Source organism: Methylobacterium sp. Leaf89 (assembly GCF_001422215.1).
GTDB lineage: Bacteria > Pseudomonadota > Alphaproteobacteria > Rhizobiales > Beijerinckiaceae > Methylobacterium.
The window spans coordinates 139,958-164,420 of the sequence record NZ_LMML01000004.1 but is presented as its reverse complement, the minus strand read 5'-3'; the positions used below and the strand labels follow the sequence as shown (position 1 = coordinate 164,420).

The 24,463-nt window shown below is 71.1% G+C and carries 23 protein-coding genes and 1 pseudogene; 14 read left to right on the top strand and 10 right to left on the bottom strand.

The annotated features are described in order from the left end of the window. The first annotated feature begins 362 nt into the window (after positions 1 to 362). The 6 genes from ASF18_RS02150 (at position 363) to ASF18_RS02125 (ending at position 5,861) form a co-directional block, all read left to right on the top strand. Positions 363 to 599 (top strand): hypothetical protein, encoded by a 237-nt coding sequence (locus tag ASF18_RS02150; RefSeq protein WP_056348962.1) that lies wholly within the window; start codon positions 363 to 365, stop codon positions 597 to 599. After that, positions 596 to 1,888 carry an acyl-CoA dehydrogenase family protein gene (locus ASF18_RS02145; RefSeq protein WP_244472533.1) on the top strand — a complete coding sequence of 431 codons (1,293 nt, stop codon included), beginning with the start codon at positions 596 to 598 and terminating at the stop codon, positions 1,886 to 1,888. The genes ASF18_RS02150 and ASF18_RS02145 overlap by 4 nt, the downstream gene beginning before the upstream one ends. Positions 1,889 to 1,901: 13 nt before the next feature. Further along, entirely contained in the window at positions 1,902 to 2,489 is a 588-nt protein-coding gene (locus ASF18_RS02140; protein WP_056349317.1) for a class I SAM-dependent methyltransferase, read from the top strand. An 11-nt stretch (positions 2,490 to 2,500) separates the two neighbouring features. Beyond that, positions 2,501 to 3,226 carry a cytochrome b/b6 domain-containing protein gene (locus ASF18_RS02135; protein ID WP_056348959.1) on the top strand — a complete coding sequence of 242 codons (726 nt, stop codon included), beginning with the start codon at positions 2,501 to 2,503 and terminating at the stop codon, positions 3,224 to 3,226. After that, positions 3,219 to 3,959, top strand: a complete 741-nt coding sequence (locus tag ASF18_RS02130) for a molybdopterin-dependent oxidoreductase (RefSeq protein WP_056270200.1) — start codon at positions 3,219 to 3,221, stop codon at positions 3,957 to 3,959. The genes ASF18_RS02135 and ASF18_RS02130 overlap by 8 nt, the downstream gene beginning before the upstream one ends. Positions 3,960 to 4,175: 216 nt before the next feature. After that, complete coding sequence (locus ASF18_RS02125) at positions 4,176 to 5,861, top strand: methyl-accepting chemotaxis protein (RefSeq protein ID WP_056348957.1); 1,686 nt, start codon at positions 4,176 to 4,178, stop codon at positions 5,859 to 5,861. A gap of 72 nt (positions 5,862 to 5,933) precedes the next feature. On the opposite strand, the gene ureG is transcribed toward ASF18_RS02125, so the two are convergent. From ureG to ASF18_RS02095, 6 genes are read right to left on the bottom strand one after another with little or no spacing between them, the layout of a single operon-like run. Further along, positions 5,934 to 6,563 carry an urease accessory protein UreG gene (ureG, locus tag ASF18_RS02120; RefSeq protein WP_056216663.1) on the bottom strand — a complete coding sequence of 210 codons (630 nt, stop codon included), beginning with the start codon at positions 6,561 to 6,563 and terminating at the stop codon, positions 5,934 to 5,936. Positions 6,564 to 6,586: 23 nt separating this feature from the next. Continuing rightward, positions 6,587 to 7,261 (bottom strand): urease accessory UreF family protein, encoded by a 675-nt coding sequence (locus ASF18_RS02115; RefSeq protein WP_056216666.1) that lies wholly within the window; start codon positions 7,259 to 7,261, stop codon positions 6,587 to 6,589. After that, positions 7,254 to 7,763, bottom strand: a complete 510-nt coding sequence (locus tag ASF18_RS02110; protein WP_056216668.1) for an urease accessory protein UreE — start codon at positions 7,761 to 7,763, stop codon at positions 7,254 to 7,256. The genes ASF18_RS02115 and ASF18_RS02110 overlap by 8 nt, the downstream gene beginning before the upstream one ends. Positions 7,764 to 7,813: 50 nt before the next feature. After that, on the bottom strand, positions 7,814 to 8,296 hold the full coding sequence (locus ASF18_RS02105) for a DUF29 domain-containing protein (RefSeq protein ID WP_056348954.1): 483 nt from the start codon (positions 8,294 to 8,296) through the stop codon (positions 7,814 to 7,816). Positions 8,297 to 8,349: 53 nt separating this feature from the next. Beyond that, the gene (ureC, locus tag ASF18_RS02100) at positions 8,350 to 10,077 is read right to left on the bottom strand and encodes an urease subunit alpha (protein WP_056348951.1); all 1,728 of its coding nucleotides are present in this window, start codon (positions 10,075 to 10,077) and stop codon (positions 8,350 to 8,352) included. Between the two features lie 4 nt (positions 10,078 to 10,081). After that, positions 10,082 to 10,702 (bottom strand): urease subunit gamma, encoded by a 621-nt coding sequence (locus ASF18_RS02095; RefSeq protein ID WP_056216674.1) that lies wholly within the window; start codon positions 10,700 to 10,702, stop codon positions 10,082 to 10,084. Between the two features lie 208 nt (positions 10,703 to 10,910). Here ASF18_RS02095 and puuE point away from each other — a divergent pair. The 7 genes and pseudogenes from puuE to ASF18_RS02060 form a co-directional block, all read left to right on the top strand. Further along, a pseudogene (puuE, locus tag ASF18_RS02090) lies at positions 10,911 to 11,804 on the top strand (allantoinase PuuE); the annotation flags it as partial. Positions 11,805 to 11,891: 87 nt separating this feature from the next. After that, the gene (gene rutR, locus ASF18_RS02085) at positions 11,892 to 12,557 is read left to right on the top strand and encodes an HTH-type transcriptional regulator RutR (RefSeq protein WP_056216678.1); all 666 of its coding nucleotides are present in this window, start codon (positions 11,892 to 11,894) and stop codon (positions 12,555 to 12,557) included. A gap of 253 nt (positions 12,558 to 12,810) precedes the next feature. Next, entirely contained in the window at positions 12,811 to 13,944 is a 1,134-nt protein-coding gene (gene rutA / locus ASF18_RS02080) for a pyrimidine utilization protein A (RefSeq protein ID WP_056216680.1), read from the top strand. Continuing rightward, on the top strand, positions 13,944 to 14,696 hold the full coding sequence (rutB, locus tag ASF18_RS02075) for a pyrimidine utilization protein B (protein ID WP_056216682.1): 753 nt from the start codon (positions 13,944 to 13,946) through the stop codon (positions 14,694 to 14,696). Before rutA ends, rutB begins: the two co-directional genes overlap by 1 nt. Before the next feature lie 126 nt (positions 14,697 to 14,822). After that, on the top strand, positions 14,823 to 15,212 hold the full coding sequence (rutC, locus tag ASF18_RS02070) for a pyrimidine utilization protein C (RefSeq protein ID WP_056216684.1): 390 nt from the start codon (positions 14,823 to 14,825) through the stop codon (positions 15,210 to 15,212). 6 nt (positions 15,213 to 15,218) lie between these two features. Beyond that, the gene (gene rutD, locus ASF18_RS02065) at positions 15,219 to 15,998 is read left to right on the top strand and encodes a pyrimidine utilization protein D (RefSeq protein ID WP_056348945.1); all 780 of its coding nucleotides are present in this window, start codon (positions 15,219 to 15,221) and stop codon (positions 15,996 to 15,998) included. A gap of 95 nt (positions 15,999 to 16,093) precedes the next feature. Beyond that, entirely contained in the window at positions 16,094 to 16,573 is a 480-nt protein-coding gene (locus tag ASF18_RS02060; RefSeq protein ID WP_056216721.1) for a flavin reductase, read from the top strand. A gap of 169 nt (positions 16,574 to 16,742) precedes the next feature. On the opposite strand, the gene ASF18_RS02055 is transcribed toward ASF18_RS02060, so the two are convergent. The 3 genes from ASF18_RS02055 to ASF18_RS02045 all read right to left on the bottom strand — a co-directional run bounded on the left by ASF18_RS02055 (position 16,743) and on the right by ASF18_RS02045 (position 19,587). Next, positions 16,743 to 16,994, bottom strand: a complete 252-nt coding sequence (locus ASF18_RS02055; protein WP_056348942.1) for a hypothetical protein — start codon at positions 16,992 to 16,994, stop codon at positions 16,743 to 16,745. A 378-nt stretch (positions 16,995 to 17,372) separates the two neighbouring features. Further along, entirely contained in the window at positions 17,373 to 18,215 is an 843-nt protein-coding gene (gene pucL, locus ASF18_RS02050) for a factor-independent urate hydroxylase (RefSeq protein ID WP_056348939.1), read from the bottom strand. A gap of 34 nt (positions 18,216 to 18,249) precedes the next feature. Beyond that, complete coding sequence (locus tag ASF18_RS02045; RefSeq protein ID WP_056492252.1) at positions 18,250 to 19,587, bottom strand: nucleobase:cation symporter-2 family protein; 1,338 nt, start codon at positions 19,585 to 19,587, stop codon at positions 18,250 to 18,252. Positions 19,588 to 19,797: 210 nt separating this feature from the next. On the opposite strand from ASF18_RS02045, the gene ASF18_RS02040 reads away from it, so the two are divergent. Further along, the gene (locus ASF18_RS02040) at positions 19,798 to 21,762 is read left to right on the top strand and encodes an alpha/beta hydrolase domain-containing protein (RefSeq protein WP_056348936.1); all 1,965 of its coding nucleotides are present in this window, start codon (positions 19,798 to 19,800) and stop codon (positions 21,760 to 21,762) included. On the opposite strand, the gene ASF18_RS02035 is transcribed toward ASF18_RS02040, so the two are convergent. Next, positions 21,753 to 24,308, bottom strand: coding sequence for an EAL domain-containing protein (locus ASF18_RS02035; protein ID WP_056348932.1), 2,556 nt, complete (start codon positions 24,306 to 24,308; stop codon positions 21,753 to 21,755). The two genes, ASF18_RS02040 and ASF18_RS02035, sit on opposite strands and share 10 nt — an antisense overlap. Positions 24,309 to 24,463 lie beyond the last annotated feature (155 nt).

Here is a 24,463-nt window from a genome sequence, read left to right as displayed (position 1 = left end):
TTCAACACGCCTCGCGGAGGCCTTCCTTTACCGGAGGGTGTGCCGCCGGACCTTTAACGAAACAGCCCGGGCCGCTCGACCCGTGTCCGGGGGAAGCTTGCTCTGCGGCGCTCGCCCAAGCAATATCCTCTCTCCCCAGCACGATCGCACGCCCCGCGATTCCGGTCGGCGTAACCCGCCGGCCTCGACGGCGAGTCCGCCCCCCCGTGTGCGGCCGCACCAGCCGGACACGGAGCGATGCAGGGCGGCGTTTCGCCGGGCGGGCCTGCGCGGCTCCGGGCCCGAGGCGCGTCTTCGAGACCATCCTCATGGTTTTCGTCGCGAAATGCGACGAAGCGCGACGGTCTTCGAAAACCCGGACCGTGGATGTCGAGACCGCCCAGATGCCGGTAGGAGCGGCCCCGCTGGTGGCCATCGGCGCCTTCACCCTGGTCACGGTGGGCTGGACCCTGCGGGCCCTGCTGACCGACCTGCGGGCCGGCCGCGGCGAGCGGGCACGGATGTCCGCGGTGGATCGATCCGGGGACGCCAGCGCCCTTCGACGCGGGAAAAATCGGCCGTCTGTGTGCAAACACCGACTGGAGATCGCGCAGGCGTGATCCATGTGCTGGAGATGAACTTCATTCCACCGCATCGGCATCTTCAGGATTGTTCGGAGACCCACGCCGCCCGCATCCAGGCCGCGGCCCGCGCGGTCGCGGACCGCGCGGGCGAACGCGCCGATGCCCTCGACCGGGACGGCGGCTTTCCGGCCGAGGACATCGCCCATGCGCATCGGGCCGGGCTGCTCGCCGCGCCGCTGCCCGTGGCCCTGGGCGGTGCCGGCCTCGATGCCCCCGCGATGGCGCCGGTTCTCGCCGATGTCCTCGCGCAGATCGGGCGGGGCAGCCTCGCCCTGGGTCGCCTCTACGAAGGGCACGTCAACGCCCTCTCCCTGGTCCTGCGCTATGCGGCGCCGGCGGTGATCGAGCGACTGGCCGGGGATGTCCGTGCCGGACACCTGTTCGGCGTGTGGAATACCCAGCCCCAGGCCGGCGGCCTCAGCCTCGAGAAAGTCGGCGGCCTCAGCCTCGAGAACACAGGCGGCCTCAGCCTGGAGAACGCCGGCGGCCTCAGCCTGGAGAACGCCGGGGATGCCTGGATGCTGAGGGGGGTCAAATCCTTCGCCTCCGGAGCCGGCTCGGTCACCCGCCCCCTGGTCACGGCGCGCCGACCCGACGGCCGCCAGCAGATGCTGGTCGCCGATCTCGAGGCCGGGACCCGGGCCGACCTGTCCGGCTGGCAGGCGCAGGGCATGCGGGCCTCGACCTCCGGTCTCCTCGACTTCACCGGCCTGCCCGCCGGCGCCGGTTGCTTCATCGGTGACCCGGACGACTACTTCGCGGAGCCGCACTTCTCCGGCGGCGCCTGGCGCTTCGCCGCGGTGCAACTCGGCGGCATCGAGGCGGTGTTCGACGTCCTGCGTGGGCATCTGCGGTCCACCGGACGCGGCGGCGACCCGCATCAGGCGGCCCGCCTCGGCGAGGCCGCGATCGCGGTGGAGGGCGCCCGCCTCTTCGTGGCCCAGGCCGCCCGCCTCGCCGCCGACCCCGAGGCGGAGCCGGACCGGGTGATCGCCTACGTCAACCTCACCCGCCTCGCGGTGGAGCGGGCCGGCCTCGACGTGCTGGAGCGGGCCCATCGCTCCGTGGGACTGGCGGGCTTCCTCCGTCCGCATCCCCTGGAGCGCCTGGCGCGGGACCTGGCGACCTACCTGCGCCAGCCCGGGCCCGACCGGGCCCTCACCAGCGCGGCGGCTCACGTCCTCGGCGATGTGCGACCGGCGGACCGGCTCTGGCGCGACCTCGCCGGGGCGCCGAGCCCCGACGAGGTTCCGGCCGATCTTTAAGGCGGTGACGGTGATGAGACGCTCCCCGCAGACGCTGCCGCCGGATTACTTCACGGATCTCTACGCCGCAAACCCCGATCCGTGGGACTTCGCCACCAGTCCCTACGAGCACGCCAAGTACGACGCCACCCTGGCGGCGCTGGGCCGCGAGACCTACCCGGAGGCCCTGGAGGTCGGGTGCTCGATCGGCGTGCTGACCCGCCGGCTGGCCGACCGCTGCGCGGGGCTGCTCGCCCTCGACGTGGCCGAGACGGCCCTCGATGCCGCCCGCGCCCGTTGTGCGGCGTGCCCCCACGTCGCGTTCCGGCGCGCCGCGGTGCCGGCGGAGTGGCCCCCCGGCCGGTTCGACCTCGTGGTGCTCTCGGAGGTGCTGTACTTCTTCACGCCGGACGATCTGGCCCGCATCGCCGAGCGCCTGGTGGCGGCCCTGAAACCGGGGGGCGAGGTCATCCTGGTCCACTGGCTCGGTGAGACGAACTTCCCCTTGAGCGCCGATGCGGCGGTGGAGACGCTGATCGATCTCACCCGCGGCGCCCTCGAACCCGACCGCAGGGGCCGCACCGAGCGCTATCGCCTCGACGTGCTGCGGGCGCCCGCGTGAGCCGGCCCCCGATGGCGGAGGAGCCGGGCCCGTCCCTGGTTCACCGGCACGCGGCCTGGGTGCGCCTGACCCACTGGCTCAACGCCGTCGCGTTCCTCGCCCTCCTGGCCAGCGGCATCGCGATCCTGCTGGCCCTGCCGCGGCTGTTCTGGGGCGAGACCGGGGCCAACGGGGCGCCGGCCGCCCTCGAGCTGCCGCTGCCGGTGAACCTCGAGCAGACGGGCTGGGGCCGCAACCTGCACTTCCTCGCCGCCTGGGTGCTCGTCCTCAACGGGATCGTCTACCTCATCGTGGCCTTCGTCGGCGGTCACTTCGCCCGCGACCTCGTGCCGGATCGCGATCAGCTGGCCCCGGGCCACCTCGCCCGCGAGATCGCCGACCACGCCCGCCTCAAGCCGGCGCGCGGGCGCGAGGCCCTGCGCTACAACGCCCTGCAGAAATTCGCCTATCTGGTCGTCCTGTTCGTGCTGTTTCCGCTGATGGTGCTGACCGGGTTGACCATGTCGCCGGGGGTCACGGCGGCCTACCCGGAACTCTTCGCCCTGTTCGGCGGCCGGCAATCGGCGCGCACCCTGCACTTCGCCGTCGCCTGCCTCCTCGTGCTCTTCCTCGTCGTCCACGTGGCCCAGGTCTTCGTCGGCGGGGCCGGCAACCTGATGCGGTCGATGATCACCGGACGCTTCCGGGTTCCCCCGGAGAGGGTCCGGGCGACCTTTGCGGAGCCCCCCGATGCGTGACCTCTCGCGCCGCCGCCTCCTCACCGGCTCGGGCAGCCTGATCGGCGCCGGCCTCCTCGGCGGCTGCGACGCCCCGGCGCTGTCGCGGCTCGCCACCCCCTACGACTGGAGCAACGGCCTGACCTTCGCGGTCCAGCGCTGGCTCCAGCGCCACCAGCCCCTGGTGCGCGAGTTCGGGCCGGAGGCGATCTCGGCGGTGTTCCCGACCATCAACACCACCGACCCGGACAACCCCGATTACCGGCGCTCGAAGGCGCTGGGTTTTTCCGACTGGACGCTTCCGGTCACCGGCCTCGTGGCGCGCCCGGGCGCCTTCTCCCTGGCCGACCTGAAGGCGATGCCGGCCCGCACCCAGATCACGCTTCATGCCTGCGAGCAGGGCTGGTCGGCCATCGGCGGCTGGACCGGCGTGCCCCTGGCCCACCTGCTGGCGCAGGTCGGGTTGCGGCCAGAGGCGCGCTTCATCGTGGTGCGCAGCGTCGACGGCTGGTGGGACAGCTACGACCTGTTCGACGCCCTCCACCCGCAGACCATCCTCGCCTATGGCATGAACGGCGACGCCCTGCCGGTGGCGCACGGGGCGCCGGTGCGCCTGCGGGTCGAGCGCCAGCTCGGCTACAAGAGCCTGAAGTACATCAGCGCCATCGAGGCCGTGGACCGGGTCGACGTGCTCGGCAAGGGGCGCGGCAGCATGGTCGCCGAGCTCGGCTTCCCCTGGTACGCGGGCATTTGATCTCACGCGGCGCGTGTATCCGGGCGCCACTGGACCGTATAGCGAGTTTCATCGCGCGTTGAACGGACAACCCTGTACGTCATCGCCAAGGCAGCATCGGACATCGGAAACATAACAAAACAGTTATCGTTACTCTCTGCGCCAATCCGATAACGTCGTATTAAGCACGCAGTTGTTTCCTCCGGTCGGAATGCAAATCCGGACGGTCCCTCAACGATGCGCGTATCCCTGAAATCCATCCTGATCGGTTCGGCAACTCTGCTCGGCGTCGCCGCGGCGGGTCAAGGCGTGGTCAGCGTCGTGAAGCTCAGGGCGATCGAGCGCGAGGTGAACGAGGTCGCGACGAACTGGCTTCCCTCCGTCAACGTCGTGAACACGATCAGCACGGCGACGCGCGACGTGCGGGTGAAGCTGTACCGCTTCGTCGTGGCCTCCGAGACGCCGCAGGCGCTGGCCGAGAACGAGGCGGGCCTGAACACCGCCCTGAAGACCCTCGACGGCCTGCGCCGGACCTACGAGCCGCTGATCAGCTCCGCCGAGGAGAAGGCGCTCTACGACACCTTCGCGCCCCTGTGGTCGCGCTACACCGAGGGCCAGCAGAAAGTCATCGACCTCATGAAGGCCGGCCGCCAGGCCGACGCCCTGGCGCTCACCACCAGCGCCGCGATGGCCGACCTGAACAACGGCGCCATCCGGGCCCTGCAGCGGGCGGTCGACTTCAACCGGGAGGGCGCCCAGCGCAGCACCGCGCTGAGCATGGCCAGCGCCGGCTCGGCCATGCTCACGGCCTGGATCGCGATGGCGATCTCGGTGGTGGCGGCCCTCGGCGCGATGCTGTTCAGCCTGTTCGGCGTCGCGCGTCCGATCGAGCGCATGACGCGCACCATGGGCAGGCTGGCCGGAGGTGACACCGGCGTGGAGATTCCGTCCCGGACCCGCCGCGACGAGATCGGCGACATGGCCGCCGCCGTGAGCGTGTTCCGGGACAACCTGCTCCAGACCCGCAAGCTCGAGGCGGAGACGGTCCTGGCGCGGGCCGGGGCGGAGGCGCAGCGCCAGGCGGCGATGCGGGCGATGGCCGACAGCTTCGAAGGGGCGGTGGGCGGCATCCTCGGCATGGTGACGAGTTCGGCCACCGAGCTGCAGGCCACCGCCCAGAGCATGGCCGGCACCGCCACCCAGACCGCCAACCAGTCCAGCAGCGTGGCCGCGGCCGCCGACGAGGCCGCCGCCAACGTCAACACCGTGGCGGCCGCGGCCGAGGAACTCGGCTCCTCGGTGCAGGAGATCGGCCGCCAGGTCGGCAGCTCGGCCGCCATGGCCCAGACCGCCGTGGCCGAGGCCGCTCAGACCGCCACCTTCGTGCAGACCCTGAACACGGCCGTGGCGCGCATCGGCGACGTGGTCACGATGATCACCTCGATCGCCGGCCAGACCAACCTGCTGGCGCTCAACGCCACCATCGAGGCGGCGCGGGCCGGGGAGGCGGGCCGGGGCTTCGCGGTCGTGGCCGCCGAGGTCAAGGAGCTGGCCAACCAGACGGCGCGGGCCACGCAGGAGATCGGCGAGCACATCAGCCAGATCCAGGGCTCGACGGGCCAGGCGGTGGCGGCCATCGACGGGATCGCGGCGCGCATCCGCGAGATCAGCGGTGTCGCCACCTCGATCTCGGCGGCGGTGGAGGAGCAGGGGGCGGCCACCCAGGAGATCGTGCGCAACGTGGCGCAGGCGGCGATGGGGACGGGGGCGGTGACGACCAACATCGCGGGCGTGGCGGGCGCGGCCGAAGAGACCGGCGCGGCCGCCGCCGAGGTGCTGGGCGCCGCCTCCGAGCTCTCGCGCCAGTCCGAGCACCTCAGCGCCGAGGTCCAGCGCTTCCTGGCCACCGTGCGCGCCGCCTGAGCGGCGACGCGAACGATCGGATGAAAAAAGGCCCGGAGCGATCCGGGCCCTTCTCGGTGTCAGGCTCAGCAGCTAGCTCAGGCCGCCCGCCTCCACCACGAAGCGCGCGATGGCGTCCGCCCCGTGGCCGTCGCGGAGCGACGAGAACACGTAGGGCCGGGCGCCGCGCATGCGCTTGGTGTCGGATTCCATGATGCCGAGATCGGCGCCCACCAGGGGCGCGAGGTCGGTCTTGTTGACGATGAGGAGGTCCGAGCGGGTGATGCCGGGGCCGCCCTTGCGGGGGATCTTCTCGCCGCCCGCCACGTCGATGACGTAGAGGGTCAGGTCGGCGAGCTCCGGCGAGAAGGTGGCCGCAAGGTTGTCGCCGCCGGACTCGATCAGGATGAGGTCGAGCTTCGGGAAGCGCCGGCGCATCTCCGCCACCGCCGCGAGGTTGATCGAGGCGTCCTCGCGGATCGCCGTGTGCGGGCACCCCCCCGTCTCGACGCCCATGATCCGCTCCTCCGGCAGGGCGCCGGCCACGGTGAGGAGGCGGGCATCCTCCTTCGTATAGATGTCGTTGGTGATCGCGCAGATCTCGTAGGTATCGCGAAAACGCTTGCAGAGCTGCTCCATCAGGGCGGTCTTGCCGGAGCCGACGGGGCCACCGATGCCGACGCGGAGCGGGCCGTTAAGAGCGGAGCCGTTGGCGGAGTTCATGACACGATCCTCAAGAGGGGGCCTCAGGAGCGGAAGATCCGGGAATACTGGGTCTCGTGCCGGAACGAGCCGAGGTCGAGGTTCAGGGTGGCGCTGCCGAGATCGTCGAGCGAGAGGGCCGGAATCGTGGCGGCGAGCGCCGTCACCCGCGGTGTCAGGGCGGCGATGATCCGGGTGCCCGCGCTCTGGCCGATGGGCGCGCAGCGCAGGGCCGCCGAGACGAGGTTCTGCAGGAAGGCGAGACCGAAGCCGGCGAGCACCGGGACCAACGCCATGCGGTGGGCCCCGGCCGCGAGCCCGACGGCCACCGGGTAGGCGACCGCACCGGTCAGGCCCGCGGCGAGCCGGTCGAGGCCGGGCGTACCCCAGGCCGCCACGGTGGCGTCGAGGAAACTGCGGCCCTGCTGGCTCGTCTCCAGGTGCAGCTCTCGCGATGGGGCGAGGGCCAGGGCGAGGTCGTTGACCTCGCTGAGCCCGGCGGCGTCGTCCGCGCGCGCCGCCGCATGGGCGTGCGCCGCCAGGATCAGGTCGTTGCGGCCCGAGCCGTGTTCGAGCACGTCGGCGAGCCAGGCCGTCAGCGAGGCCTCGTCGCCGACCTCACCGCTCTCCACCGCGCCCTCGAGCCCGTGCGAGTAGGCATAGGCCCCCACCGGGTAGCCCGGCGACAGCCACGCCATCAGGCGCAGGGCCTCAATCATGGTCGTGCGGATGGTCGTGGTGATGGCCGTCGTGGTGATGGGAGTGGCCGTGATGGGGGTGGACTGCGCCCGCGCCCGCATAGGCGCCGCCCTCCGGCCGGAACGGGCGTTCCACCGGCTCGGCGCTGCCGCCTAAGCCCCGCACCATCTCGGCGAGCACGTGGTCGAAACCGATATAGACGGCGTCGGCGCCGATCTCGGCGGGGATGTGCCGGTTGCCGATGTGCCAAATCAGGCGCTTGAGGGCGTGGTCGTCGGGGGCCCGGATCTCCAGCAGCGGCTCCGGCGCGGCCTCGACCCAGACCAGCCGCCCGTCCTGCAGCACCAGGGCGTCGCCGTCGTCGAGGACGGTGGGCTCCGGCAGGTCGAGCAGGAAGCGCAGCCCGCCCGCGCTGCGCATCGCCACGCGCCGGCGGTGCCGGTCGCCGTGGTCGAGAACGATGCGGTCGACGATCTCGCCGGCGAGCGCGTCGCGACGCAGGACTTTCGTGGCGCGGATCATGGGGCGTGGGACGATGCGGTGCGGGGGGATCACGGGAGCGGCGGGTTTCATCAGGTGAAGCGGGGCTCGATGGGGCCGGGATAGAAGTCATCGTCCCGGATCTGCGCCAGGGTGTAGGGGCACGGCGACGGAAAGGTCTGTTCCGCCAGCCCGGCCTCGCTCGCCGCGCGGACGCGCCCGAGCTGATAGGCCTTGCTCAGGACCGTCTCCGGCCAAGCCCGGAGACTCGGGCTGACCTCGAGGAGCCCCTCGATCTGAAGGCGCTGTTCGACGATCGAAGCACGCCAGCCGTATTTCCGCTGTTCCGGTTGAAGCTCCCACTTCAGCAGGTGCTGCAACAGCACGGCGAGCCGAGCCCGGATCTCGGATTTCTGCGATCCGCCCAAGCTCTCGATCTCCTCGGCGATGTGGTGCCAGTCGATGTCCTGCCGTCGCCCCGCCCGCAGCAGGGCGGCCTGATCCTGCGTCCACGAATAGAGGTCAGTCTCGTAGAGTTCGTGCCCCTGGGATGGGCTGAGGGCAGCCTTGGACATGGAAAGCTCCGCGGGCGTCGGCCGCATCCTACCGCAAAACGGAACGCATCGCCTCAAAACAGGAAGTACCGCTGCGCCATCGGCAGGACGTCGGCGGGCTCGCAGACCAGCAATTCGCCGTCGGCGCGGACGTCGTAGGTCTCGGGGTCGACCTCGATGTCGGGGGTGGCGTCGTTGAGGATCATGCTCTTCTTCGAGATGCCGCCGCGCACGTTCTCGACGGCGACGAGGCGCTTCTGCACGCCGAGCCGGTCGCCGAGCCCGTCCTCGATCGCCGCCTTCGACACGAACGTCAGGGCGGTGGCGAAGGGCACCCGGCCGTAAGCCCCGAACATCGGTCGGTAATGCACCGGCTGCGGCGTCGGGATCGAGGCGTTGGGGTCGCCCATCGGGGCGGTGGCGATGGCGCCGCCCTTGATGACGAGATCGGGCTTCACCCCGAAGAAGGCCGGATTCCACAGGACGAGGTCGGCGAGCTTGCCCGGCTCCACCGAGCCGATATGGGCCGAGACGCCGTGCGCGATGGCGGGGTTGATGGTGTACTTGGCCACGTAGCGGCGGGCGCGCAGGTTGTCGTTGCCGGAGGTGTCCCCGGGCAGGGCGCCGCGCTGGCGCTTCATCTTGTCGGCCGTCTGCCAGGTGCGGATGACGACCTCGCCGACCCGGCCCATGGCCTGGCTGTCCGACGACATCATCGAGAGGGCGCCGATGTCGTGCAGGATGTCCTCGGCCGCGATGGTCTCGCGGCGGATGCGGCTCTCCGCGAAGGCCAGATCCTCGGGGATCGCCGGGTCGAGGTGATGGCACACCATCAGCATGTCGAGATGCTCGTCGATGGTGTTCTTCGTATACGGGCGCGTCGGATTGGTGGAGGAAGGCAGCACGTTGACGAGCCCCGCCACCTTGATGATGTCCGGTGCGTGGCCGCCGCCCGCCCCCTCGGTGTGGAAGGCGTGGATGGTCCGCCCCGCGAAGGCCCGGATCGTGTCCTCGACGAAGCCGGATTCGTTGAGGGTGTCGGAGTGGATCATCACCTGCACGTCGTGGAGGTCGGCGACCGTGAGGCAGGTGTCGATGGCCGCGGGGGTGGTGCCCCAGTCCTCGTGGAGCTTGAGGGCGCAGGCGCCGGCGCGGATCATCTCCACCAGGCTCTCGGGCCGGGCGGCGTTGCCCTTGCCCGCGAAGGCGAGATTCATCGGGAAGGCATCCGCCGCCTCGATCATCCGGGCGAGGTGCCAGGGGCCGGGGGTGCAGGTGGTGGCGCAGGTGCCGTGCGCCGGCCCGGTGCCGCCGCCGAGCATCGTGGTGATGCCCGAGCACAGGGCCTCGTCGATCTGCTGCGGGCAGATGTAGTGGATGTGGCTGTCGAACCCGCCGGCCGTGAGGATCTTGCCTTCTCCGGCGATCACTTCGGTGCCGGGGCCGACCACGATGTCCACGCCGGGCTGGATGTCCGGGTTGCCGGCCTTGCCGAGCCTGGCAATCCGGCCCTTCACGAGGCCGACGTCGCACTTCACCACGCCCCAATGGTCGAGGACCACCGCGTTGGTGATGACGGTGTCGACGGCGCCGTCCTGGTTGGTGACCTGGGATTGCCCCATGCCGTCGCGGATGACCTTCCCGCCGCCGAACTTCACCTCCTCGCCGTAGGTGGTGTGGTCCCGCTCCACCTCGATCACCAGCGACGTGTCGGCGAGGCGGATGCGGTCGCCGGTGGTGGGGCCGAACATGTCGGCATAGGCGGCCCGGGGCAGGGCGGCGCGGGGGGGCATGTTGGCCATGGCGTCAGAGCGCTCCCATCACGTCGCCGCGGAAGCCGTACACGGTGCGGCCTCCACCGAGCGGCACCAGCACCACCTCCCGGGTCACGCCGGGCTCGAAGCGCACCGCCGTGCCGGGGGCGATGTCGAGGCGCTGGCCGCGCGCCGCCGCGCGGTCGAAGGTCAGGCCGGGATTGACCTCGTAGAAGTGGTAATGCGAGCCGACTTGGATCGGCCGGTCGCCGACGTTGGACACCGTCACGACCGTGCGGGGCAGATCGGCGTTGAAGACGATCTCGCCGGGCTGCGTGGTCACGGTGCCGGGCACCTCCGCCGAGGCCGCGCCCCGGATCGGGTGGTGCACGGTGACGAGCTTGGTCCCGTCCGGGAAGGTCGCCTCGACCTGGATGTCGTGGATCATCTCGGGGATGCCGTCCATGCACTGCTCGGCGGTGAGCACGTGCCCGCCGGCCTGCATCAGCTCCGAGACCGAGCGCCCGTCCCGGGCGCCCTCGACCACGAAGTCGCTGATCAGCGCCACCGCCTCCGGGTAGTTCAGCTTCACGCCGCGGCCGAGCCGGTTGCGGGCCACCTGCGCGGCCATGGCGAGGAGGAGCTTGTCCTTTTCGCGTGGGGTCAGGAGCACGGGGACCTCGGAGGTTGGGCGCGGACGTCTCGGGCCCGGGAAGGCAAGGACCGTGCGCGGCGGAACCGCGCGCCGGGAACGCGGCGCGCATGGATGCATCCCTGGACAGCGAGCGCAAGCGGGCCGCGGCCCGCCCTCCGGTTGACAGGATGCGGGTCCCCGGCCGAACAGCGGGGGCGATCCTTCTCTCCGTCCCGAGGGCCGGCCGTTGACCTATCCCCGCGACCTCGTCGGCTACGGCCGCACCCCGCCGCACCCGCATTGGCCCGACGGCGCGCGCATCGCGGTGCAGATCGTGCTGAATTACGAGGAGGGGGGCGAGAACTGCATCCTGCACGGGGATGCGGCCTCCGAGGCCTTCCTGTCGGAGATCGTCGGGGCGCAGCCCTGGCCGGGCCAGCGCCACCTGAGCCTGGAATCCCTGTTCGAGTACGGCTCGCGGGCCGGGTTCTGGCGCCTCTGGCGGCTGTTCCAATCGCGAAAAATTCCCGTCACCGCCTTCGCGGTCGCCACCGCGCTCGCCCGCCACCCGGACGTCGCCGCGGCGATGCGGGAGGCCGACTGGGAGATCGCCTGCCACGGCCTCAAGTGGATCGACTACCGCGACTTCACCCGCGCCGAGGAGAAGGCGCACATGGAGGAGGCGATCCGCATCCACACCGAGATCACGGGCGCCCGCCCGCGCGGCTGGTACACCGGGCGCTCCTCGCCCCACACCCTCGACCTCGGGATCGAGGCCGGGATGACCTATCTGGCCGATTCCTACGCCGACGACCTGCCGTACTGGATCAACGAGCCCAGCGGCCGGGGCCTGGTGGTGCCCTACACGCTGGACGCCAACGACATGAAATGCGCGGCGATCCAGGGCTTCAACACGGGCGACCACCTCTTCACCTACCTGCGCGACACCTTCGACGCGCTCTACGCCGAGGGTGCGGAGGCACCCAAGATGATGTCGGTGGGCCTGCATTGCCGGCTCGTCGGCCGGCCCGGGCGGATCGGCGCCCTGGTCCGCTTCCTCGACCACATCGCCGCCCACGACCGGGTCTGGATCGCCCGGCGCATCGACATCGCCGAGCATTGGATGCGGACGCACCCGCCCGCCTGAGGGCGGCGCGCCGCAATAGCGCGGGACATGCCGGCTCGCCCCCCTTGCCAGGCGCCGCCGCCGCGGGCTTCGATGCGGGCCATGACAGAGACCAGCCCGGACGCCGCCGTCGCCCCCCCGCCCGCGCGCCGGCGCCGTAAGGACGGCGAGGCGCGCCGCGTGATGATCCTCGATGCGGGGCTCGCCCTGTTTTCGAGCGTCGGGCTGCACGGCGCCAGCGTCGAGGGCATCGCCGAGCGGGCCGGCCTCTCGAAGACCAACCTGCTCTACTACTTCCCCTCCAAGGAGGCGCTCTACGTCGCGGTCCTGCGCCGGGTGCTCGCGGTCTGGCTCGATCCGCTCCAGGCCTTCGACGCCGACAGCGAGCCGGCCGAGGCCTTCCGGCACTACATCCGCGCCAAGCTGACCCTGTCGCGCGACGCGCCCCAGGCCTCGCGCCTGTTCTGCCTGGAGATCGTGCAGGGGGCGCCGCTGCTGCGGCCGGAGCTGGAAGGCCCCTTGCGCGACCTCGTCGAGGCCAAGGCCACCGTCATCCGGAGCTGGAGCGCGCAGGGACGGATCGGCCCGCACGACCCCCATCACCTGATCTTCTCGATCTGGGCGATCACCCAGCACTATGCCGACTTCGCCGTGCAGGTGGATGCCGTCACCGGGCGAAGCCTCGACGATCCGGCCTTCTTCGAAGCGGTCGTCGGCAGCACGCAGGAGCTGATTCTGGCGGGCCTCGGCCTGAATCCGAGACCGTAGGGGGCGGAATCCGCCGCCGATCTGGGCAGGGATCGCTCAACCGCTGGGCAAACCGAAGAGACTTTATGCAACCGCCGGAAAAACGCCGAATGGAGTTTGACCATTTGGTCTGAATAGAGTTGGATCGTCGGTGCCGGGGGTGATTCCAGTCTCCCGTCCGGTCCCGACAGGCCCTCGTCTTGCTTTGTCCAGTCCGTGCCTGTTGCGAAGTCTTGTCCTTCAGCCGGGTCCTGCCCGTGCGAGCGAGGTTGCCATGAACGTCGGCGTCTTCATACCGATCGGAAACAACGGCTGGCTCCTGTCGGAGAACGCGCCGCAGTACAAGCCGAGCTTCGAGCTGAACAAGCAGATCGTGCTCAAGGCCGAGGGCTACGGCCTCGACTTCGCGCTGTCGATGATCAAGCTGCGGGGCTTCGGCGGCAAGACCGAGTTCTGGGACCACAACCTCGAATCCTTCACCCTGATGGCGGGCCTGGCGGCCGTCACCAGCCGGATCAAGCTGTTCGCCACGGCCGCCACCCTGTGCATGCCCCCCGCCATCACGGCCCGCATGGCCGCGACCATCGACTCGATCTCGAACGGGCGCTTCGGCCTCAACCTCGTCACCGGCTGGCAGCGGCCGGAATACGCGCAGATGGGCCTGTGGCCCGGGGACGAATACTTCTCCCGCCGGTACGAGTACCTCTCGGAATACGCACAGGTGCTGCGCGACCTGTGGGAGACGGGGGTCTGCGACCGCAAGGGCGAATTCTTCCAGATGGACGATTGCCGCCTGAGCCCGCGCCCGCAGGCCGCGATGAAGATCATCTGCGCCGGCCAGTCCAGCGCCGGCATGGCGTTCACGGCGAAGTACGCCGACTACAATTTCTGCTTCGGCAAGGGCGTGAACACGCCCACGGCCTTCGCCCCCACGGTGGCGCGGCTGGAGGAGGCCAAAGCCACGATGGGGATGGCCGCCACCGGCCGCGACGTCTCCTCCTACGTGCTGTTCATGGTCATCGCCGACGAGACCGACGAGGCCGCCCGCGCCACCTGGGAGCACTACAAGGCCGGCGCCGACCAGGAGGCCATCGCCTGGCTCGGGGTCCAGGGGGCCGCCGACACCAAGTCCGGCACCGACACCAACGTGCGCCAGATGGCGGACCCGACCTCCGCGGTGAACATCAACATGGGCACGCTGGTCGGCTCCTACGCCGAGGTGGCGCGGATGCTCGACGAGGTCGCCACCGTGCCGGGCACCGAGGGCGTGCTCCTGGTGTTCGACGACTTCCTCAAGGGGCTCGACGCCTACGGCACCCGCATCCAGCCCCTGATGAAGAGCCGCGCCCACATCGCGGACGACGCCCCCGCCGCAGGGGACGCCGAGACCATGGTCAAGGTGGCGTGATGGACCAGAGCGCAAGACCGGCCGGCTACACCGACGCAGAGGGGCGCCAGGGCGGCATCACCCTGGCGGCCCGGCCCGAACCCATCGCCTTCGACGGATCCGCCACCGCGCTCATCGTCGTCGACATGCAGAACGCCTACACCAGCCCGGGCGGCTACCTCGATCTCGCCGGCTTCGACGTCTCGGGCACCGGACCGGTGGTGGCGCAGATCGCCCGCGCGGTGACGGCGGCGCGGTCCGCCGGGATCCGGATCGTCTGGTTCCAGAACGGCTGGGACCCGGACTACGTCGAGGCCGGCGGACCGGGTTCGCCGAACTGGCACAAGTCCAACGCCCTCAAGACCATGCGGGCCCAGCCGGGCATGAACGAACGCCTGCTGGCCAAGGGAACCTGGGACTACGCCCTGGTCGACGCCCTCCGGCCCGAGCCCGGCGACATCGTACTGGGCAAGCCGCGCTACAGCGGCTTCTACAACACCCAGCTCGACAGCCTGCTGCGCGCGGCCGGCATCCGCACCCTGGTCTTCACCGGCATCGCCACCAACGTCTGCGTGGAATCGACCCTGCGCGACGGCTTCTTCCTCGAATATTTCGGCATCGTGCTGGCCGACGCCACCCACCAGGCCGGCCCGCCGGCCCTGCAGGCGGGGGCGCTCGCCAACATCGAGACCTTCTTCGGCTGGGTCTCGGACGTCGCCGCCTTCGAGGCGGCCGTCGCACCGGACCTCGATCGCACGGAGGCCGCCGCATAGGGCCGCCGGCGCGAAGCCGGACCCCGTGCCGGACCGCGTTCCCCCTCCCCATGCGGGCAGGAAGACACGTCGGCGCCTCCTGCGCGGAGTCGCCCCGATTCAGATATCCCCGAGGAGCCCCCGAAGATGCCCAAGACCGCGATCATCCCGCCCGGCACCGGCAAGCCGCTGGCCCCCTACGTTCCCGGCACCCTGGCGGACGGCGTCCTCTACGTCTCGGGCACGCTGCCCCTCGATGCCGAGGCCAACGTCGTGCACGTGGGCGACGCCGCCGCCCAGACCCGGCACGTGCTGGAGACGATCAAGGGCGTGGTCGCCGCCGCCGGGGGCAGCATGGACGACGTCACCTTCAACCACGTCTTCCTCAAGGACTGGGCCGACTACGCTGCCATCAACGGGGTCTATGCCGAGTACTTCCCCGGCGAGAAGCCGGCGCGCTACTGCATCCAGTGCGGCCTGGTGAAGCCCGACGCCCTGGTGGAGATCGCCTCGGTGGCGCATGTGGGCGGGGCCTGAGGCGGCATGGCCGGATCGCTCCACCATGCCGTCCACGGCATCGGCGACCGCACGGTCCTGCTCTCGGCGGGCCTCGGCGGCTCGGCCGCCTACTTCGCGCCGCAGATGGCGGCGCTGACCCAGCGGTTCCGCGTCATCACCTACGACCATCGCGGCACCGGCCGCTCGGGCGGGAGCCTGGAGCCCGGCCACGACATCGCCGCCATGGCCCGGGACGCCCTCGCGGTGATGGAAGCCTGCGGGGTCGAACGCTGCGACGTCGTCGGCCACGCCCTCGGCGGCCTGATCGGCCTCGAACTCGCCCGGACCGCCCCGGAGCGCGTCGGTCGCCTCGCCGTGGTCAACGGCTGGGCCCGGGCGGATTCCGCCACGAAGCGCTGCTTTGCCGCCCGGAAGGTGCTGTTGGCCGAGAGCCCCGAGGCCTATGTCCGCGCCCAGGCGATCTTCCTCTACCCGGCGGAATGGCTGTCTCGGAACACGGCCCGGGTGGCCGAGGACGAGGCGCACGCCCTGGCGCAGTTCCCCGGGCGCGAGACCGTCCTGGCCCGGATCGCCGCCCTCGAGGCCTTCGACCTGACGGCGGATCTCCCGCACATCCCGCACGAGACGCTGGTGATGGCGGCGGACGACGACGTCCTGGTGCCCTATCTGTGTTCGGAAGACCTTGCGCGCGGCCTGCCGAACGCGCAGCTCGACCGGGTCCCCAGCGGCGGCCACGCGCACAGCGTCACCCGCGCCGACGCCTTCAACCGGACGCTCGTGGCGTTCCTCGACCGACAGGAGTGATCACCGTGAGCCAGACGAGGCCGAGCGACGCGGCGCACCCATCATCCGTCGAGGCCGACACCCTTCCCGTCGAGGCCGACGCCTTCCGCGGCGCCATGGCGCGCGTGGCCGGCGCGGTCCATCTCGTCACCACCGACGGGACGGGCGGCCGGGCCGGTTTCACCGCCTCGGCGGTGTGCAGCGTGAGCGACGGGCCGCCGACGCTGCTGGTCTGCATCAACCGGTCGTCCTCGGCCTACGCGGCCGTGAGCGCCAACGACGTGCTCTGCGTCAACACCCTGGCGGCGGAGCAATCCGAGATCGCGGCGGCCTTCGGCGGGCGCACCCCGATGGAGACGCGCTTCGCCGCGGCCACCTGGACCACCCTGGTGACCGGAGCGCCGGCCCTCCCCGGGGCGCTCTCCGCCTTCGATTGCCGCATCGTCGGGCGTCACGCGGTCGGCACCCACGACGTGCTCTATTGCGAGGTGGTGGGCCTGGCCGAACCCGGCGACGGGCACGGCCTCGTCTACGCCGATCGACGCTATCACACCGTGCCGCTCGGCGTCGTGGCCCCGCGCGAAGCGGCGGCCTGAACGCCATCCGCCCCGGACCCCTCCGGAAACGGAGGCTCCCGGAACGACGACGGCCGGCGCCCCCGCCTGGGAACACCGGCCGTCGTCGGGGATCGGACCGCGCAGGCTTGCCCGCGAGATCGCGTGCCGCTCGGCATCCCGAAGGCGGCGGGCGGATCGGATCCGGGACTTACCAGCGGTCGGTGCGGGGGGCGCGCACCGAACCGGTGGTGAGGTCATCGGTGAGGTGCCGCTGCGCGACGGGCTGGCCATGGCTCCGGCGCAACGCGTTCAGGTTGTTGGCGGCGGCCCGCCCTTCGAGACCAGCGGGCGCCACGGCCGCCGGGATGCCGGCAGGCGCGGTGTAGCTCTGGGCGAGGGCTCCGGACGCGGACAGGCCCAGGGCGATGGCGAGGGCGGCGGTGAGGTGACGATGGCGCATGGCAGGGATCCTTGATCGGAACACGTCTCGCAAAGACGCGAGGGGGCGCGTTCGAGTTCCTGCAATCTGTGCGCGTATGCCATCGAAAACAACACGGACTGCTCGATGCGCGTGCATCAAGGATGAGCAAAGCAGCATGCGGTCCGGCGCCCATCCCCCGATGGAAGCACCGGAAAGCTTCGGAATCCTCAGTGATTTCTATGCCTTGGGCGGAGACCGCCCGTCTTTTCGGCAACGTGGCTGCCTTGGCACGATTCCGGACGCCGTGTGCGGATCGGCACGCGGACGGCCGGATTTTCGGGATGCGGGTTGTGGCGCGCCGGCCCGCCCGGAGGCGGAATCGCCGTGATCCGATCCGTCCGGGACCGCGTCGCGGCGTCAGGCGCCGCGCGTGAGGGTGGCCTCAATCTGGCCGTGCGGCTCGTCGGTGGGCAGGAAGACCTGGCCCCCGTGGGTGATGCCGAAGGGCGCGAGGTTCATCGGGAGGTAGTGCTTGTTGGGCATCGCGAAGTGGATCTCGGCGATGTCCGGCCGGGCCGCCAGCACCGCCTCGCCCATGCGGTACATGCTGTCCTGCACGCCGGCGCTGTAGGTGGTGGCGAAGACCGTGATCAGCGTGTCGAGCACCGTCGCGTTGGTCGCCACCGGGTCGGTGGGCGGCGCGGTCCAGGTCCAGGTCGCGTCCATGCTGGTGGCGCAGATGCGGTCGTGGGTGTCGGGCAGGGTCCGGAAGGCGTCGTCGACGAAATCGGCCCAGCCGGATTCGGTGGTCTTCATCAGGGTGTAGCCGCGCAGGCCCGATTGCAGCACCGCGCCGGTCCGGTCGGCGACGAGGCGGACGAAGGGCGCGCCGTTGCCGTCGAGGGTGAAGGTGTGGGCGTGCGGCACCCCGTCGACGGTCCGGCGCAGCCAGCGGGTCTCCAGGGCCTCGATGGTGACGGCGGCGACCTGCGCGTAGCGTTCCAGGAACAGGGCGGCGACGTGGCCGACGAAGGCCTCGGTCTCGGCCTCGACGTATTGGGCGGCCGTGACGTTGACGATGTTCTTGATGCTGTCGGTGGCGATCACCTGCCGGTTGTCGCCCGCCGTCCAGGCCGCGCCGAAATCGCCCTCCAGCAGCACCGTCAGGGTGAGTTCGCGCACCGCGTGGCGGGCGCTCTCCCGGGCGAGCCGGAGCACCCGCACCCGACCCTTGCCGTAGCGTGCCTTCGTCAGGGCCATGATGGGTCTCCTCCGGTGATGGGACGCGCGGGTCTCACGCCTCGGCGGCGTGGGCGAGGCGGGCCGCCGCGGCCCGGGCGTCCGCCCGACTGCCGAGCCCGTTGAAGAACAGGTTCAGGCTCACGGCCGACAGGGCGGCGAGGAGGATGCCGGATTCCAGCAGCGGATGCAGCACGTCCGGCATCTGCTTGAAGAAGGCGGGCGCCACCAGGGGGATCAGGCCGAAGCCCACCGACACCGCGACGACGAACAGGTTGTTGCGGTTGGCGGCGAAATCCACCGCCCCGAGGATGCGGGTGCCGGTGGCCGCCACCATGCCGAACATGACGAGCCCGGCCCCGCCGAGGATGCAGGGCGGCACGGCCTCCACCAGGGCGGCGAGCTTCGGGATCAGGCCGAGGACCAGCATCACCACGCCGCCGATCACCGCGACCCAGCGCGAGCGCACGCCGGTGACGCCGACGAGGCCGATGTTCTGCGAGAACGCGGTGTACGGGAAGGTGTTGAAGACCCCGCCCAGCACGGTGCCGAGGCCATCGGCGCGCAGGCCCCGGATCAGGCGCGCCGCGTCCACGGTCTCGCCGGTGATCTCGGCGAGCGCCAGGAACATGCCGGTGGATTCGATCATCACCACCACCATGACGAGGCACAGGGTGAGGCTGGCGACGAGGTCGAAGGTCGGCGCCCCGAAGGCGAAGGGCCGCACCACGTCGAACCACGGCGCCGTGGCCACCCGCGACAGGTCGACGAGGCCGAAGGCTCCCGCCGCCGCCATGCCGACCACGATGCCGATCAGCACGGAGGCCGAGGCGACGAAGCCGCGGGCGTACCGGGTCAGGCCCAGGATGACGAGGAGGACGAACAGCGCGAGGCCGAGATAGAGCAGGGCCCCGTAGCGCGGGTTGCCGAGGCCGCCGGCGGCCCAGTTCACGCCCACCCGCATCAGCGAGATGCCGATAACGAGGATCACCGTGCCGGTCACCACCGGCGGGAACAGGGGCAGGAGACGCCCCACCAGGGGCGCGGCGAGGAGCGCGAACAGGCCCGCGACGATGACGGCGCCGTAGATGCCCGCGAGCCCGAGGGCCGGGTTGGTGCCCAGGGCGATCATCGGCGTCACCGCCGCGAAGGTCACGCCCATCATCACCGGCATGCGGATGCCGATGCCGGGCAGGCCCCAGCTCTGGATCAGGGTGGCGAGGCCGCAGGCGAACAGGTCGGCGCTCACCAGCATCGCCACCTGCTCGGGCGGTAGCCCGAGGGCGCGCCCGACGATGAGCGGCACCGCCACGGCCCCGGCATACATCACCAGGACGTGCTGGAGGGCGAGCAGGCCGAGCGCCACCGGAGGAACCCGGGTGGCCGGGACGATCCGGGCCGGGCTGATCTGAGCAGAACCGTGATCCACGCGTCGGTCCCCCGTCCCGCGAGCCCCGCCGGGCTGCCGGTCCCGAGGTCCGCAAACCACGTGCCATCCGGCCGATCCTCACCCGGCGGCGCGCACGCCCTCGACCGTGGGGCGGTCCGGTGTAAGATTGGACCAACAGCGCAGCTTGACGCTGGTCGGGCGAGGAACAGGCACATGGTCAGGACCACCGCTCTCGTGGGCGCGCTCCTCTGCGCGGGCCTCGCCCAGCCGGCCCTGGCCCGGGTCACCGCCGTCGAGATCCGGATTGTCGAGCCCTTCGCCGACGGCCAGAGCTTCGGCGAGGCGGGCGCCTACGAACGGGTGATCGGCATCGTGCGCGGGGAGCTCGACCCGGCCGACCCGCGCAACGCCGGCATTGTCGACCTCATACGGGCGCCCCGAAACACGCGCGGGCTCGTGGAATACAGCACCGACCTGTTCATGCTCCGGCCGAAGGATCCCGCCCGCGCCAGCGGCACGCTGCTCTACGAGGCGCTGAACCGCGGCCGGAAGTTCCTGTTCAACTGGGTCCTCGACGCGCCCCCGCAGGCGGCCCAGGCGGTGAACGATCCGCGCACCGCCCAGGATGCGGGCACCGCCCTGGTCCTGCGCCGGGGTGACACCGTGGTCTGGTCGGGCTGGGAGGCGGAGGCCCTGCGTCAGCTGGGCGGCATGGCGATCGACGTACCGGTGGCCACGCAAGGCGGGGCGCCCATCGTCGAGACCGTGCGGGACGAACTCGTGAGCGCCACCCGGGGGCCGCCCGAGGCGCCGTTCTTCCTCACCTTCAAGGCGGCGAACCCCGACAAGGCCGGCGCCCGCCTCACCGTGCGCCGCCGGGAGGCGGACACGCCGCGCCCCGTCCCGGACGGTGCCTGGACCTTCGCCGGGCCCGGCGAGCTCCGCCTCCTGCCCGCCACCGTCAAGCCGGAGCCGGGCACGCTCTACACCCTGACCTATCCGGCCGCGAACCCGAAGGTGCTCGGCATCGGCTTCGCCGCCACCCGGGACGTCGTCGCCCATCTCCGCGGACCGGCCTCGTCCGAGAACCCGGCGGGCGGCGCGATCCGCCACGCGGTCGCCCTCGGCATATCCCAGAGCGGGCGCTTCCTGCGGGACTACATCCACCAGGGCTTCAATCAGGACGAGGACGGCCGGCGCGTCTTCGACGGGATGCTGCTGCACATCTCCGGCATCGGCGGGGTGTACCTCAATGCCCGTTTCGGCCAGCCCTCGCGCACCAACACCCAGCACGAGGACCACCTCTACCCCGAGAACGCGTTCCCATTCTCGGCCGCTCCCCAGCACGATCCCGTCACCGGCCGGACCGGCTCGCTGCTGCGCGGGGACGGGTTCGACCCGCTGCTGATGGAGGTCAACACCAGCACCGAGTACTGGCAGAAGGGGGCCTCGCTCCTCACCACCGATTCCCTGGGCCAAACCGACGTCGCCCTGCCGGACACCGCCCGGGCCTATCTCGTCTCCAGCGGATTCCATTACGGGCGCGCCGGCCTGAGCGCGGCCCGCGGGCCGTGCCTCCATCCGCGCAACACCCTGAGCCCCGCCCCAGCCCTGCGCGCCCTCTTGGTCGCCCTGGAGGACTGGGTCGCCCGCGGGGTCGCGCCGCCGCCGAGCCGCGTGCCGAATCTCGCGGACGGGACGCTGGTGCCCGCCGCGGAAACCGGGTTTCCCTACATCCCGGGCTTGCGCCTGCCGGATGCCCCGAACGCGATCGCGCGCTTCGCCAGCGCCGTCGATCCCCGTCCGGAGGGCGGTTCGCAGTACCGCCCCCTGGTGCCGAAGGTCGATGTCGACGGCCACGAGATCGCCGGCATCCGCCTGCCCGACGTCGCTGCCCCGCTCGCGACCCAGACCGGCTGGAACCTCTACGCCGAGCCCTTCCCGGCGGGCGAGCTCTGCGACCGGGAGGGCAGTCGGCTGCCCCTGGCCGAGACCCGGGCCGAGCGCGAGGCGAAGGGTGACCCGCGCCGCTCCCTGGCCGAGCGCTACCCGACCCGAGGCGACCGGACGGCGGCGGTTGCCCGCGCGGCGGACGGCCTGGTGGCGGAGCGGCTGCTCCTGAAGGAGGACGCGGAACGCCTCGTCGCGGCCGCCCGCGCGGCGGAGGCTCAGCCTTGACCGGCGGCCACGCGCGGACCCCGTGAGGCTCCGGCCCGGTCGGCACGGGCCGCGATGTAGGCGGACGCCTCCCGCGGCGGCAGCGGCCGGCTGAACAGGAAGCCCTGGACCTGCGTGCAGCCTTCCCGGCGCACGAGGTCGAGCTGCTCCGGGGTCTCGACGCCCTCGGCGACGATGCCCATGCCGAGGCGCTCGCCGATGCCGACCACCGCCCGCACGATCGCGGCGGCATCAGGATCGGCAATGTCGCGGATGAAGGAACGGTCGATCTTGATCTGGTCGAAAGGAAAGCGGCGCAGGTAGCTCAGCGAGGAGTAGCCGGTGCCGAAATCGTCGAGGGCGATCCGGACGCCGCGGCCCCGCAAACGGTGCAGGCAGGCGAGGACCGCCTCGGCATCCTGCATCAGCACGCTCTCGGTCACCTCCAGCTTGAGGCGGTTCGCCGGGAGGCCGCTCGCGGCCAGGGCCGACAGCACCGTGGCCTCGAGGCCCGGGCGCCGCAATTGCACCGCCGAAACGTTCACCGCGACGCGGATCGGCGCGGGCCAGCCCGCCGCCTCCCGGCAAGCCTCCTGCAGGGCCCAGGCGCCGAGAGGCACGATGAGCCCCGTCTCCTCGGCGAGGGGAATGAAGGCGCCGGGCGCGAGGTCGCCCTGCACGGGATGGCGCCAGCGCATCAGGGCCTCGAAGCCCACCACCGTCCCCGTCGCGGCATCGACCACGGGCTGGTAGGCGAGATGGAAGGCATCGCGGCGGATCGCTTCCTTCATGTCGAGGGCGAGGAGACCGCGCTTGGCGATGCGCGCCCCCGCATCCGGCTCGAACTCCCGATGGGTGTTCCGCCCCGCCGCCTTGGCCTCGTAAAGGGCGATGTCGGCGCGCTTAAACAGCTCGTCCGGGTCACAGTCCTGCTCCGTCGCGACGGTCAGGCCGATACTGACGCCGACTTCGACGCTCTGCCCGTCGAGATCGATCGGTTCGCTCACCGCCGCGATCAGCCGCTCCGCGAGGCAGGCCGCTTCCCGCGCGTCATCGAGATAGGTGAGCACGATGGCGAATTCGTCGCCGCCGAGGCGGGCGATGGTATCGTAGGGTCGCAGAGCCGCGCGCATCCGCTCGGCGACGATGCGCAGCAACGCGTCGCCGGCCGGATGGCCGAGACTGTCGTTGACGGCCTTGAAGCGATCGAGGTCGCAGGCCAGCACCGCGAAGCCGGTCCGAACCCGGCGTGCATGGGCGATCGCCTGATCCAGGCGGTCGCGGAACAGCGTCCGGTTCGGCAGTCCGGTCAGGGCGTCGTGCAGCGCCATGTGACGGACCCGCTCCTCGGCCTCACGACGGGCGCTGACGTCGCGCAGGGTCGCCACGTAGGTGATCCGGTCCTCGGCCTGCGCATCCGGCAGGACGCGGACGGAGGCCTCGATCCAGACGTAGTGACCAGCCTTGTGACGATGCCGCAGGCAGGTGACGAACCGCCCCTCCCGACCGGCCTTCAGCTGAGACCAGTGCTCCGTCAGGGCCGCGGCGTCATCGGGGTGGCAGAACTCGGCCGCGGTGGTTCCGATGAAATCCTCCGGCTCGTAACCGAGGACAGTCCGCACGGCGGGCGAGACGTAGATGCAGCGCATGGCGATATCGCCGAGGACGATGACGTCGTTGGCATTCTCGGCGAGGAGCCGATAGCGGCCCTCGCTCGCGCGCAGGGCGCTCTCGGCCGCCCGGCGCGCCGTCATGTCGGTGAAGGTCCGCACGAGCCCGCCCCGCGGCAGGGGCAGGGTGCGGACCTGAAGCACGGTCCCGTCGGGGCGGACGCGCTCATAATCGTAGATGCGGGCCTCCGGTGCACCGTGCTCCAGCCAGGCCCGCAAGGCGTCGGGCAGGTGGGCGAACTCGCCGGTCGCCGCCTGGTGGGCCCGGACGGCCGCGAAGGGCGCACCGTCGTAGAGGAGTTCCTCCGGCACACCTATCAGAGTCGCCACGCGGCGGTTGAAGATCCGGATCCGGTCCGCGGCATCGGTCATCAGCAGGCCCTGATCCATGCGTTCCAGGGTGGTGCGGAGGAGGGTGTCCGAGGCCTCGGCCCGATGGCGCGCCTGACAGGCCTCCGACTCGGCGGCGCGCCCGCGCAGGGTCGCCTCGACGAAGAGGGCAAGGTCGGACAGGCGCCGGACCTGGGCCGCACTGAAGCCGGTGCGCGGAACGGTGTCGGCAATGCAGACGGTGCCGGCATGGCGGCCGTCACCCAGAGCGATCGACACGCCGGCATAGAAGCGCAGGAACGGGGCTCCCGTGACCAGCGGATTGGCGGCGAAACGTCGATCACGACGGGTATCGAGCACGATCAGGGGCGCATGGGCTTCGCCGCGAATCGTGTGGGCGCAGAACGCGATCTCCCGCTGCGTGCCCGGAAGGATCAGGCCCTCGCGGCCGAGGAACCACTGACAGGCACCGTCCAGTTGCGAGACGAAGGCGTAGCGAACGCCGAAGAGCGCGGCCGCTGTCCGGCATACGGCGTCCAGCTGCGGGTCCGGCGCAGGTTGGCTCAAGACCTCGACAGCTACTGGCTCACTCCGAGACGGCGACACTCCGGCCATTCTCATCACACCCACGGGTTTCTGGTCCGTGAGATCTGACATGCAACCTTTAATCGACCCGAAACAGCTGATCGCTTGCTATAGAATTGAGCATCGAGCCTTCCTTC